This window comes from Delftia sp. (assembly GCF_059499305.1).
This window is the reverse complement of the sequence record NZ_JCABYI010000008.1, coordinates 57,649-70,643: the sequence shown is the minus strand read 5'-3', so window position 1 is coordinate 70,643 and position 12,995 is coordinate 57,649. Positions and strand designations below refer to the sequence as shown.

The following is a 12,995-nucleotide window of genomic DNA, read 5'->3' as shown; positions in this document are numbered from 1 at the left end:
CTGTCTTTACCGAAGAAACCGAGACTTCTCGCATGAATCTTTCACAACGCGCCCATCGCTGGGCGATGCTGCCGCAGCGCCTTCGCGGGATGTTCAACCTGAATGATCCGCGCTGGGGACGTGGCGACGACAAGAACGACGATGCCTCGCGCCCCGATGCCGACCGTCCCGCTGCGCCGCCGCCTGCGGAACCCGCACGCGACAACCGCGACAGCCGTGACAACCGTCCCTCCTCGGGTGGGGGGGGCCAGCCGCCGGATCTGGACGAGCTGTGGCGTGACCTCAACCGCAAGCTTTCGGGCCTGTTCGGCGGCAAGCCGGGCGGTGGCCGCGGGCAGCCGCCCGTGCGCAATGGCGGTGGCAGCCAGCCGCCGGACATGCGCAGTGCCGGCATGGGCGTGGGCCTGATTGCCGGCATTGCCTTCATCATCTGGATGGGCACGGGCATCTTCATCGTCCAGGAAGGCCAGCAGGCCGTCATCACCCAGTTCGGCAAGTACAAGAGCACGGTGGGTGCCGGCATCAACTGGCGCCTGCCGTACCCGATCCAGCGCCATGAACTGGTGTTCGTGACGCAGATCCGCTCGGCCGACGTGGGGCGCGACACCATCATCAAGAGCACGGGCCTGCGCGAGTCGGCCATGCTCACCGAGGACGAGAACATCGTCGAGATCAAGTTCGCCGTCCAGTACCGTCTGAGCGACGCGCGTGCCTGGCTGTTCGAGAGCAAGAACCCGTCCGAGGCCGTGGTCCAGGCCGCCGAGACCGCCGTGCGCGAAGTCGTCGGCAAGATGAAGATGGACACGGCGCTGGCCGAGGAGCGCGACCAGATCGCGCCGCGCGTGCGCGACCTGATGCAGACCATCCTGGACCGCTACAAGGTGGGCGTGGAAGTCGTGGGCATCAACCTGCAGCAAGGCGGCGTGCGTCCGCCCGAGCAGGTGCAGGCCGCCTTCGACGACGTGCTGCGTGCCGGCCAGGAGCGCGAGCGCGCCAAGAACGAGGCCCAGGCCTATGCCAACGACGTGGTGCCCCGCGCAGCCGGCTCGGCGGCACGTCTGCTGGAAGAGGCCAATGGCTACAAGGCCCGCATCGTGGCCCAGGCCCAGGGTGATGCGCAGCGCTTCAGCTCGGTGTTCACCGAGTACCAGAAGGCGCCCCAGGTCACGCGCGACCGCATGTATCTGGAAACCATGCAGCAGATCTACGGCAACGTGACCAAGGTGCTGGTGGAATCGCGCCAGGGCTCCAACCTGCTGTACCTGCCGCTGGACAAGATCATGCAAGGCGTGAGCGGCAATGTGCCGGCAGCCGATGGCTCGGCTGCCCCCAGCACCCAGGCGCCTGCGCCTGCCGCCATTCCCGGCCTTTCGAACGATGCGCGCAGCCGCGACAGCAGTCGCAGCCGTGACCGCGAAGCACGCTGAGGAGCAGCCCAAGTGAACCGAGTTGGATTTTTCATCACCAGCATTCTTCTGGCGCTGGCGCTGCTCAGCTCCATGCTGTTCGTCGTCGATCAGCGCCAGTTCGGCGTGGTCTATGCCCTGGGTCAGATCAAGGAAGTGATCACCGAGCCGGGCCTGAACATCAAGATGCCGCCGCCGTTCCAGAACGTGCGCTACATCGACAAGCGCCTGCTCACACTGGACAGCACCGACACCGAGCCCATGCTCACTGCCGAAAAGCAGCGCGTGGTCATCGACTGGTACGTGCGCTGGCGCATCTCCGATCCGTCGGAGTACATCCGCAACGTGGGCCTGGATGAATCGGCCGGTGCCATGCAGCTCAACCGCGTGGTGCGCAACGCCTTCCAGGAGGAAATCAACCGCCGCACCGTGCGCGAGCTTCTGTCCAGCAAGCGCGACGCGCTGATGAACGACGTCAAGCGCGAAGTGCTGGAGACCGTGCGCGGCGCCAAGCCCTGGGGCGTGGACGTGGTCGATGTGCGCATCACGCGCGTGGACTATGCCGAGACCATCACGGAATCGGTCTATCGCCGCATGGAGGCCGAACGCAAGCGCGTGGCCAACGAGCTGCGCTCCACCGGCGCCGCCGAAGGCGAGAAGATCCGCGCCGAGGCCGATCGCCAGCGCGAGATCACCATCGCCAACGCCTACCGCGATGCCCAGAAGCTCAAGGGCGAGGGCGATGCGGAAGCCGCCCGCACCTATGCCGATGCCTTTGGCAAGGACCCGCAGTTCGCGCAGTTCTACCGCAGCCTGGAGGCCTACAAGTCCAGCTTTGCCAAGAAGAGCGACGTGCTTGTGCTCGATCCTTCGCAGACCGACTTCTTCAAGGCCTACCGCAACGGCGGCAGCTCTGGAAAGTAAGAACGCCTGAGCGGCAACGCCGCCCGGCCCATGCACGGCGCCCCTGTTGGGGCGCCGTTTTTTCTTGCGCTGCCGCTGGCGCCCGCACACCGAATCGATTCGGAATACCGAACGCTCCTCGCGGGCCTTGGGACACCCCCAATTTGGGCTGGCCCGCAACAGCCGGTAGAATCACGTTTTTAACAGCCTCCCCCTTTTTCCATGTCTGCTTGGGTCCTGCCGGATCACATCGCCGATGTCTTGCCTTCCGAGGCCCGGCACATCGAAGAATTGCGTCGAGGCCTGCTCGATACCGCACGTGGCTATGGCTATGAACTGGTCATGCCGCCCATGCTGGAGTACCTCGAATCCCTGCTCACCGGCACAGGGGAGGCGCTGGACCTGCAGACCTGCAAGCTCATCGACCAGCTGACGGGCCGCACCATGGGCCTGCGTGCCGATACCACGCAGCAGGTGGCTCGCATCGACGCCCATCTGCTCAACCGCAAGGGCCTCACGCGCCTGTGCTACTGCGGCCCCGTCGTCCATGCCCGCCCTGATCGTCCCCGCGCCACGCGCGAGCCGCTGCAGTTCGGTGCCGAAATCTACGGCCACCAGGGCATGGAAGCCGACCTGGAGGCACTGCACCTGGCGCTGGACTGCCTGCGCAGCGCGGGCGTCACCGACATCAACGTCGATCTGGCCGATGTGCGCATCGTGCGCAGCCTGCTGGCTGGCGTGATGGTGGACATGCAGGTGCTGCGCGGCGTGCATGCCGCGCTGGCCGCCAAGGATGCGAGCGAACTCGAGCGCCTCACCCGGGACTTCCCCATCGCCTCGCGCGAAGGCCTGATGGCCTTGCTGCAGCTGTACGGCGGCATCGAGGTGCTGGACCGCGCCGAGAAGCTGCTGGCGCGCACGGCAGGCGTGCAGCCTCTGCTGGACCAGCTACGCTGGCTTGCCCAGCGCCTGGAAGGCGTGAACGTGAGCTTTGATCTGGCCGATCTGCGCGGCTATGCCTACTACAGCGGCACGCGCTTCGCCATCTATGTTCCGGGTGCCAGCGACGCGCTGGTGCGCGGCGGCCGTTATGACGAGGTGGGCGCGGTCTTTGGCCGCAACCGGCCCGCCGCCGGCTTCAGCCTGGACATCAAGCAGCTCGTGGCCGTCGTGCCCGAGCGCCCGCTCAAGGCTGCCATCCGTGCGCCCTGGGGCGACGATCCCCAGGTGGCAGCCGCCATCGCGGCATTGCGCCGGCAGGGCGAGACCGTGGTCTGCGTGCTGCCAGGCCATGAAAGCGAAGTGGACGAGTTCCACTGCGACCGTGAGCTCGTGCAGGTTGCCGGGCAGTGGGCCGTGCAAGCCATCTGACGCATTTGTCAATTTCTTCGGATTTCATCGGATTTGAATATGAAAGCTACCAAAGGTCGCAACGTGGTCGTGGTCGGCACCCAGTGGGGTGACGAAGGCAAGGGCAAGCTGGTGGACTGGCTGACCGAAAGCGCCCAGGGCGTGGTCCGCTTCCAGGGTGGCCACAATGCGGGCCACACGCTGGTCATCAATGGTGTGAAGACCGCGCTGCACCTGATTCCCAGCGGCATCATGCGCCCCGGCGTGAAGTGCTATATCGGCAACGGCGTGGTGCTGTCGGCCGCCAAGCTGTTCGAGGAAATCGAAGGCCTGGAGAAGGCCGGCGTGCAAGTGCGCGACCGCCTGCGCGTGTCCGAAGCCTGCCCGCTGATCCTGCCCTTCCACTCGGCGCTGGACGTGGCGCGCGAAGCGGCGCGCGAGCAGGGCGGCGCCGAGAAGATCGGCACCACCGGCCGTGGCATCGGCCCCGCCTACGAAGACAAGATTGCCCGCCGCGCACTGCGCGTGCAGGACCTCAAGTACCCCGAGCGCTTCGCCACCAAGCTGCGCGAACTGCTGGCCCTGCATAACCACATCCTGGTCAACGTGCTGGGCTCGAAGAACTTCACCTTCGGTGACGCGCTCAAGCCGTACATCAAGGATGGCGAAGTGCAATTCGACGCGGTGTACGAAGAGGCCATGCGCCATGCGGAGCTGCTCAAGCCCATGATGGCCGATGTCTCCCGCGAGCTGAACGCCGCGCACGCCGAAGGCGCCAACCTGCTGTTCGAAGGCGCGCAGGGCACGCTGCTGGACGTGGACCACGGCACCTATCCCTACGTCACCTCGTCCAACTGCGTCGCCGGCAATGCGGCTGCCGGTTCCGGCGTGGGCCCTGGCATGCTGCACTACATCCTGGGCATCACCAAGGCCTACTGCACCCGCGTGGGCGGCGGTCCTTTCCCCACCGAGCTGGATTGGGAAAAGGAAGGCACGCCAGGCTGGCACATGAGCACCGTGGGCGCCGAAAAGGGTGTGACCACCGGCCGCTCGCGCCGCTGCGGCTGGTTCGACGCCGCGCTGCTCAAGCGCAGCGCCCAGGTCAACGGCCTGTCGGGCCTGTGCATCACCAAGCTCGACGTGCTCGACGGCCTGCAGGAACTGCTGCTGTGCGTGGGCTACGAGCTGGACGGCGAAAAGATCGACCTGCTGCCCATGGGCGCCGACGAGATCGCCCGCTGCAAGCCCATCTATGAATCCATCCCCGGCTGGACCGATTCCACCGTGGGCGTGACCGACTACGACAAGCTGCCGGCCAATGCCCGCCGCTATCTGGAGCGCATCGAGGAAGTGACGGGCGTGCCCATCGCCATGGTTTCGACCAGCCCCGACCGGGATCACACCATCCTGATGCAAAACCCCTACGCCGCCCAGTGAACTGCTGGCGTTTGAACCCCAAGATTGAACCAGGAGCCATTCCATGCTGACGGAAGACGGTCAACACCTGTATGTGAGCTACGACGAATACCACGGACTGATCGAAAAGCTCGCGATCAAAGTGCACCAGTCCGGCTGGGAATTCGACACCATTCTCTGCCTGGCCCGTGGCGGCCTGCGCCCCGGTGACATGCTCAGCCGCATCTTCGACAAGCCGCTGGCCATCATGTCCACCAGCTCCTACCGCGCCGAGGCCGGCACGGTGCAGGGCCATCTGGACATCGCGCGCTTCATCACCACGCCCAAGGGCGAGATTGCCGGCCGCGTGCTGCTGGTCGATGACCTGGCCGATTCGGGCCACACGCTGAATGCCGTGATCGCCATGCTCAAGACCAACTACCCGCCGATCACCGAGCTGCGCAGCGCCGTGATCTGGACCAAGGGCCTGTCGGCTTTCACGCCCGACTACTCGGTGGACTACCTGCCGACCAACCCCTGGATCCACCAGCCTTTCGAGCACTACGACACGCTGCGTCCCGAAAAGCTCATGGAAAAGTGGAAGATCTGAGAGCCGTTGCGCTTTCCAAGGTCCTTGCCTGCAAAGGGAGCCAACCGGCTCCCTTTGTCGTTGTGGCCTGCGTTTTCATGCGTTGTCGTCATGCCTTGATGCAAGTCATGGGTTGGCGCGCTTGTCGCGATATCTCGGGCCAACGTCGCGTAAATGTCGGTTTTTTGCACAGCTTCAAAAGCCGATGCCCTAGAGCGTCCGAGGGCTGAATGGCGCGGCTACACTGCGCAGATTCTCAGAAGGTGGTGCTTTGTGAAACGTCTTTCCGTCGGGCGCTTGGGCGCGGCTGTGGCTTTGGTTGTGGGCGGCGGTGCGCTGGCCTGGCTGGCCGTGGCGTCCCTGCCCGGATCCAAATCGGCCCGTGCGGCCTCAGCCACGCCTGCAGCCGTCCAGGCGCAGGCTGCATCGGCTCAGGCCGCTGCCGTTCCCGCCGCGCCTTCCGTGCCTGCGGCCTCTGCTGCCCCGGTAGCACCAGTTGCGCCTGTTGCGCCTGTTGCGCGTGTCACGCCGCCGCCGCAGACCCAGGGCCCCACGCCCATCTTCGTGCTCAACTCGCTCGATGCCAACATCAGCATCGTGGACCCGGTCACCTGGCAGGAGACGGCCCGCATTCCCACGGGCAAGGAGCCGCACCACCTCTACCTCACGCCTGACGAGAAATCGCTGGTCGTGGCCAATGCGCTGGGCGATACCCTGACCCTGGTCGATCCGCGCACGGGCGAGGTGCAGCGCGTGATCCGCGACATCATCGACCCCTATCACCTGCGCTTCAGCCCGGACATGAAGTGGTTCGTCACGGCGGCCAACCGCCTCAACCACATCGACATCTACCGCTGGGATGGCCAGAACCCGCAGTTGGTCAAGCGCGTGCCCACGGGCAAGACGCCCAGCCATCTCTGGATCGATGCCAGGAGCACGACCATCTATTCCACCATGCAGGACAGCGATGCCCTGGTGGCCATCGACATCGCCACGCAGACCATCAAGGCCCGCGTGCCCACCGGCCCCATGCCGGCCGATCTCTATGGCAGCCCGGACGGCACCAAGCTGTTCATCGGCCTGACCGGCAGCGATGGCGTGGAAGTGTTCGACATCACCGGCCCCGAGCCGCGCAGCGTGGCCCGCATCAAGACAGCCGCTGGCGCCCACGCCATGCGTGCCGCCGGCGATGGCCGCCACCTGTATGTGAGCAACCGCGTGGCCAACACCATCAGCAAGATCGACATGCAGACCAACCAGGTCGTGGCCAGCTACCCGGCCCCGGGAGGCCCGGACTGCATGGACGTTTCCGCCGACGGCCGCTACCTGCTGGTCAGCTCGCGCTGGGCGCGCAAGCTGTCGGTGATCGACACCGTCGAAAAGAAGGTGGTCCAGCAGGTCAAGGTCGGCAAGTCGCCCCACGGTGTCTGGACACTGGCCCACGCGCAGCGCTGATGGACCGCAGACTCTTTGCGCAATCGCTGGCTGGCGCCGCCGCCTTCAGCCTGCTGCGCCCCGCGATGGCCGCAGGGCAGGGCACGGGCTGCGCCAAGACCGTGTACCTGACGTTCGACACGGGCCACATGGGCATTGCCGACCTGGTGGCCGAGGTGCTCAAGCGCCATGGCGTGCCAGTGACCTTCTTTGCCGCCAACGAGCGCACGCAGCAAGGCGACGGCAGCCTGGGCGAGACCTGGGCGCCCTGGTGGCGCGCACGCGCCGCCGAAGGCCATGAGTTCGCCTCGCACACCTACGACCACATGTACTGGCGCGGTGATCTGCGTGCCTCGAAGAACGGTCCGGTCACGGGCTTTCGCGTGCGCCCCTCGGCCGGGCCACGCGCCAACGAGAGCTTCACGGTCGATGCGGCAGGCTATTGCGACGAGATCCGCAGGGCTGCACAGCGGCTGCAGCAGATCACCGGGCGCAAGCCCCTGCCGCTGTTCCGTGCGCCCGGCGGCAAGACCTCGCCCGCGCTGCTGGACGCCGCGCGGCAGGGCGGCTACATGCATGTGGGCTGGTCCAGCGCAGGCTTTCTGGGCGACGAGCTGCCCAGCGACCGCTACCCGAATGCGCAGCTGCTGGCCCAGGCGCTCAAGAACATCCGCAGCGGCGACATCCTGCTGGCCCATCTGGGCATCTGGTCACGCAAGGACCCCTGGGCACCGGCCGTGCTGGAACCTTTGATCACGGGCCTGCTCAAGCAGGGGTTCTGCTTCCGCACGCTGCGGGAGCACCCCGACTATCGGGATTGGATAGCAAAATTCGCATGACGTCCGCGCGCGCAGCGCGGCGGGCGATGGGAGCGTGGTGTGGACTGGTGGATTCAGTGGTTCGGTAATGCGCAGCAGCGCCTGTTCGAGGGCGTTGTCCAGCCTGTGCTCTTTTGGCTGGGACAGGCCAGCCTGCTGGAGGATGCCTACGACGCCACAGGCTGGCTGCTGGTGGGCCTGCTGCAGATCTTCATCATGGTGGCCGTGATCGCGCCGCTGCAGTACTGGCGGCCCGTCGAGCCCGTTACCGACCGGCGCGCCATCCATGTGGACATCATCTATACCGTGGTGCACCGGCTGGGCCTGTTCAGGCTGGCGCTGTTCTTCACGCTGGACCCGCTGTGGGACGAGCTCATGGGCCGCCTGCATGTCTGGGGCCTGCCGAGCTTTCACCTGGACGGTGTCTGGCCCGGCGTGACCGATCTGGCCTGGGTCAGCCTGATCATCTACCTGCTGGCCTTCGACTTCCTCGACTACTGGATACACCGGGGCCAGCACAGCATCGGCTGGTGGTGGAAGCTGCATGCGCTGCACCACTCGCAGCGCCAGATGACGGTCTGGAGCGACAACCGCAATCACCTGCTCGACGATGTGATCCGCGACACCATCATCGTGCTCGTGGCCCAGTTCATCGGCGTGGCTCCAGGCCAGTTCGTGGCCATCGTGGCCTTCACCCAGCTCAGCGAGAGCTTCCAGCATGCCAACCTGCGCGTCTGGTTCGGCACCATCGGCGAGCGGCTGTGGATCAGCCCGCGCTTTCACCGCCGCCACCACGCCATCGGCATTGGCCACGAGCCCATGGCGCCCGTGCGCAACAAGAAGGCGCATGGCAACAACTTCGGCGTGCTCCTGCCCTGGTGGGACATGCTGTTCGGCACCGCCAATTTCGAGCTGCGCTTCGATCCCACCGGCGTGCGCGACCAGGTCCAGCCCAATGCCCAGGGCCAGCTGCGCGACTACGGCCAGGGCTTTTGGGCCCAGCAATGGCGTGGGTTCCTAAGGTTGATGGGTCGCGCTTGAGGCTGGGCTCGGGGTATGCTTGCCGGCATGGGCTTGCTACTCGATTCCTTCTGGCGTGCGACGGCGTATTGCCTGCATAAGCGGGTGATTGCATGGTCGCTGTTTCCCCTGCTCTTCATGGCCATCACGGCCTGGCTGCTGGGTTACTTCTTCTGGGCCGATGCCGTGGTCTGGACGGAAGGAGTCCTGCAGGGCGTGGGCTGGCTGCACACGGTCTGGTCCTGGATGGGCGTGCAATCGCTGCCCGAGCTGGTGGCGCCGGTGCTGGTCGTTCTCTCGGTCACGCCGGTGCTGGTCGTGGTCTCGCTGCTGCTGGTGGCGCTGTTCATGACGCCGGCCCTGGTCGAGCTGGTGGCGCAACGGCGCTTTCCGGCACTCGAGCGCAGGCAGGGTGCCACCCTGATCGGCAGCCTGCTGTGGTCGGCCGGCTCCTCGCTGATCGCCCTGATCGCGTTGCTGGTATCGGTTCCATTGTGGTTCGTGCCTCCCCTGGTGGTGGTGATCCCCCCGCTGATCTGGGGCTGGCTGACCTACCGCGTCATGGCCTTCGACGCGCTGTCTGCCCACGCCAGCAAGCCAGAACGCCGCAGCCTGTTCCTGCGCCACCGCCTGGCGCTGATGCTCATGGGCGTGGTCTGTGGCTACCTGGGGGCGGCTCCGGCCATTGTCTGGGCCTCGGGCGTGGTCTTCGTTGCAGCCTTCTGGATACTGATTCCGGTGGCCATCTGGATCTATGCGCTGATCTTCGCCTTCTCCTCGCTGTGGTTTGCCCATTTCTGCCTGGCGGCGCTGCAGCGCATGCGCGAGGAGGAGCCGGCGCTGCCCGAAGCACCCATCATTCCCTACGCTCCCGACGCGCCGCAAGGCTCCGGCACAGCCCCTGTTCCCCCCACCCCGCAAGAAAAGACCACATGACCCTTCAAGTTGGCGCACTCATCATCGGAGACGAAATCCTGTCGGGCAAGCGTGCCGACAAGCACCTTCCCAAGCTGATCGAGCTGCTGGGCGCGCGTGGCCTGTCCCTGGCCCATGCCGAGTACGTGGGTGACGATAGGGCACGCATCACCGACGCCCTGCGCCGCGCCTTCGCATCGCAGGCCGTGGTCTTCAGCTTTGGCGGCATAGGCGCCACCCCCGACGACCACACGCGCCAATGCGCGGCCGAGGCCCTGGGCGTGCCGCTGGCCCTGCACCCGGAAGCCGTGGCCCTGATCCGCGAACGCATGCGCGATGTGGCCACCGAGGAAGGCAAGCCCTACGAGCCCCAGCGGGCCGACAACCTGCACCGGCTGCAGATGGGCAACTTCCCCGAAGGCGCGCGCATCATCCCCAACGTCTACAACAAGATCCCGGGCTTTTCCTGTTCGGGCGCCAGCGGCACGGTGCACTTCGTGCCCGGTTTCCCTGTCATGGCCTGGCCCATGGTCGAGTGGGTGCTGGAGCAGCGCTACGCCAAGCATTTCCACAGCACGGTGCAGCGGGAGCATTCGGTCATCGTCTACGGCGGCATGGAAGCCACGCTGACGCCGCTGATGGTGGCCATAGAGCGCGACCACCCGGGCGTCAAGGTGTTCAGCCTGCCCAGCGTGGATGATTCCAAGCACGGCCGGCACATAGAACTTGGTGTCAAGGGCGAAGCTGGTGCCGTCACCAAGGCCTGGCCCACGCTGCTGGAAGGTCTGCACTCATTTGGTGCAAGTCTTGGCCCTGAATTGGTGCGCAATATCTGATTTACGGCCCTTCATCCAAATCTGCACCGATTTGGTGAGTGGTCACTCGGGCCGGGCCAGGCTGCAATGTCATCCACAACGCCCACGCAAGGCGGCAGAATCACGGGGCTGGCGCGCCAAGCAGGTGCCAGTCTGCGGGCATGCACTCAATGGATGCAGCCTGGCACGCAAACTGCTTAAGAGTATTTATCTTTTTTGATCAGCCAGATTGGCAGGAGAGATCTGATGGCAAAGACCGTTGCAGACGTGTTGAACATGGTGAAGGAGAACGAGGTCAAATTCGTGGACCTTCGTTTTACGGACACCCGTGGCAAGGAGCAGCACGTCACGGTGCCGGTGTCGCACTTCGACGAAGACAAGTTCACCTCGGGCCACGCCTTCGACGGCTCGTCGGTGGCAGGCTGGAAGGGCATTGAAGCATCGGACATGCAACTGATGCCCGATCCCGCCACCGCGAACATCGACCCCTTCTTTGAAGAGACCACGCTGTTCCTGCAGTGCGATGTGATCGAACCCGGCGATGGCAAGGCCTACGACCGCGATCCCCGCTCGGTGGCCAAGCGTGCCGAAGCCTATCTGAAGGCCTCGGGCCTGGGCGATACCGCCTACTTCGGTCCCGAACCTGAATTCTTCATCTTCGACGGCGTGCGCTGGAACACCGAACCCGGCAGCACCTTCTACGAAATCGAAGAGTACGAAGCCCCCTGGAATTCCGGCGCCAAGTTCGAGTCCGGCAACCGTGGCCACCGTCCGCGCAACAAGGGCGGCTACTTCCCCGTGCCGCCTGTGGACAGCACACAGGACCTGCGCGCCGAGATGGTGCTGCTGCTCGAGCAGCTGGGCATTCCCGTCGAAGTGTTCCACCACGAAGTGGCTGGCGCCGGCCAGAACGAGATCGGCACCAAGTTCTCGACCCTGGTGGAGCGCGCCGACTGGACACAGGTCATGAAGTACGTGATCTGGAACGTGGCCAACACCTACGGCAAGACCGCCACCTTCATGCCCAAGCCCTATCCGGGCGACAACGGCTCCGGCATGCACGTGCACCAGTCCGTCTGGAAGGATGGCAAGAACCTGTTCGCAGGTGACGGCTATGCCGGCCTGTCCGACTTCGCGCTGTACTACATCGGCGGCATCATCAAGCACGCCCGTGCCCTGAACGCCATCACCAACCCCGGCACCAACAGCTACAAGCGCCTGGTGCCCGGCTTCGAGGCTCCGGTCAAGCTGGCCTACTCGGCCAAGAACCGCTCGGCATCGATCCGCATCCCCTACGTGGCCAACCCCAAGGGCCGCCGCGTCGAGGCACGCTTCCCCGATCCGCTGATGAACCCCTACCTGGGCTTCTCGGCCCTGCTGATGGCGGGTCTGGACGGCGTGGAAAACAAGATCCATCCCGGCGAAGCCGCGACCAAGGATCTGTACCACCTGCCCCCGGAAGAGGACAAGCTGGTGCCCACGGTCTGCCACAGCCTGGACCAGGCCCTGGAAGCACTGGACGCAGACCGTTCGTTCCTGACCAAGGGCGGCGTGTTCTCGGACAGCATGCTCGATGCCTACATCGAGCTGAAGATGGGCGAAGTGACCCGTTACCGTCAGGCCGTGCACCCGGTCGAGTACGACATGTACTTCTCGCTGTAAGGCGGGTCGGCAAAAAGGCGGCGCAAGCCGCCTTTTTTGCTTTCGGCCAGGACCTGGGTATGCTGGGCGTGGAACCAAAAGGGGTTGTCCCGCTCAAGAAATGACGTCCAGCCCGGAAGATGGAGCGATACTTGCCCGGACAAGCCGGGCCCTTCCGATCTGGCTACCCGAGGGAATGGAATGAAGAAACTGTTTGTGTCGCTGCTGCTGCCGCTGCTGTCGGCAGGAGCCTGGTCCCAGGACGTGATCTACCGCTGCGGCAACGAGTACACCAACAACGTCAGCCAGGCCAAGGCCAAGGACTGCAAGCCGGTGGACGGCGGGCATGTGACGGTGATCCATGGCGGCAGCAAGCCGGCGGCCTCGGGCGGCGGCCAGGCACCGCGCACCTCCGCCGCTCCTGCGGCAGGATCGCCCGCTCCGGCCAAGGTCAACAGCAGCGCCCAGAAGGCCCGCGACTCCGATGCGCGGACCATCCTCGAAAGCGAGCTGGCCCGCGCCCAGGAGAAGCTGACACAGCTGCGTCAGGAGTACAACGATGGCAATCCCCAGCGCACCGCATTGGAGTTGCGCAATCCCCAGGGCTATCTGGAACGTGTCGAGCAGCTCAAGAGCAGCATCTCGCGGCAGGAAGGCGATGTCGCCGGCATCCGCCGCGAACTGGATCGACTTCCCAAGAACTGACGGG

Annotated in this window: 12 protein-coding genes; all 12 read left to right on the top strand. The window is 65.3% G+C overall.

Features of this window, described 5'->3' with window-relative positions; genetic code table 11:
• Nucleotides 1-32: 32 nt before the first annotated feature.
• The 12 genes from hflK to AC5I49_RS05830 all read left to right on the top strand — a co-directional run bounded on the left by hflK (nucleotide 33) and on the right by AC5I49_RS05830 (nucleotide 12,991).
• The gene (gene hflK / locus AC5I49_RS05885; protein WP_016447553.1) at nucleotides 33-1,427 is read left to right on the top strand and encodes an FtsH protease activity modulator HflK; all 1,395 of its coding nucleotides are present in this window, start codon (nucleotides 33-35) and stop codon (nucleotides 1,425-1,427) included.
• Between the two features lie 12 nt (nucleotides 1,428-1,439).
• Nucleotides 1,440-2,330, top strand: a complete 891-nt coding sequence (gene hflC, locus AC5I49_RS05880) for a protease modulator HflC (protein WP_016447552.1) — start codon at nucleotides 1,440-1,442, stop codon at nucleotides 2,328-2,330.
• A 201-nt stretch (nucleotides 2,331-2,531) separates the two neighbouring features.
• On the top strand, nucleotides 2,532-3,680 hold the full coding sequence (locus AC5I49_RS05875) for an ATP phosphoribosyltransferase regulatory subunit (protein WP_034364148.1): 1,149 nt from the start codon (nucleotides 2,532-2,534) through the stop codon (nucleotides 3,678-3,680).
• A 39-nt stretch (nucleotides 3,681-3,719) separates the two neighbouring features.
• The gene (locus AC5I49_RS05870) at nucleotides 3,720-5,096 is read left to right on the top strand and encodes an adenylosuccinate synthase (protein ID WP_043790770.1); all 1,377 of its coding nucleotides are present in this window, start codon (nucleotides 3,720-3,722) and stop codon (nucleotides 5,094-5,096) included.
• 43 nt (nucleotides 5,097-5,139) lie between these two features.
• Entirely contained in the window at nucleotides 5,140-5,664 is a 525-nt protein-coding gene (locus AC5I49_RS05865) for a phosphoribosyltransferase (RefSeq protein ID WP_012206807.1), read from the top strand.
• Nucleotides 5,665-6,105: 441 nt separating this feature from the next.
• Nucleotides 6,106-7,098: a YncE family protein gene (locus AC5I49_RS05860; RefSeq protein ID WP_441588111.1), complete on the top strand. Its 993-nt coding sequence runs from the start codon at nucleotides 6,106-6,108 to the stop codon at nucleotides 7,096-7,098.
• Complete coding sequence (locus AC5I49_RS05855) at nucleotides 7,098-7,916, top strand: polysaccharide deacetylase family protein (RefSeq protein WP_046984225.1); 819 nt, start codon at nucleotides 7,098-7,100, stop codon at nucleotides 7,914-7,916. Before AC5I49_RS05860 ends, AC5I49_RS05855 begins: the two co-directional genes overlap by 1 nt.
• Before the next feature lie 39 nt (nucleotides 7,917-7,955).
• A complete protein-coding gene (locus tag AC5I49_RS05850; protein WP_016447547.1) occupies nucleotides 7,956-8,936 on the top strand; it encodes a sterol desaturase family protein in 981 nt (326 codons plus the stop codon).
• 15 nt (nucleotides 8,937-8,951) lie between these two features.
• Nucleotides 8,952-9,851, top strand: a complete 900-nt coding sequence (locus tag AC5I49_RS05845) for an EI24 domain-containing protein (RefSeq protein WP_016447546.1) — start codon at nucleotides 8,952-8,954, stop codon at nucleotides 9,849-9,851.
• Nucleotides 9,848-10,666: a competence/damage-inducible protein A gene (locus tag AC5I49_RS05840; protein ID WP_016447545.1), complete on the top strand. Its 819-nt coding sequence runs from the start codon at nucleotides 9,848-9,850 to the stop codon at nucleotides 10,664-10,666. Before AC5I49_RS05845 ends, AC5I49_RS05840 begins: the two co-directional genes overlap by 4 nt.
• 225 nt (nucleotides 10,667-10,891) lie before the next feature.
• Nucleotides 10,892-12,307 (top strand): type I glutamate--ammonia ligase, encoded by a 1,416-nt coding sequence (glnA, locus tag AC5I49_RS05835; protein ID WP_016447544.1) that lies wholly within the window; start codon nucleotides 10,892-10,894, stop codon nucleotides 12,305-12,307.
• A 180-nt stretch (nucleotides 12,308-12,487) separates the two neighbouring features.
• Entirely contained in the window at nucleotides 12,488-12,991 is a 504-nt protein-coding gene (locus tag AC5I49_RS05830) for a hypothetical protein (RefSeq protein WP_017404153.1), read from the top strand.
• Nucleotides 12,992-12,995 lie beyond the last annotated feature (4 nt).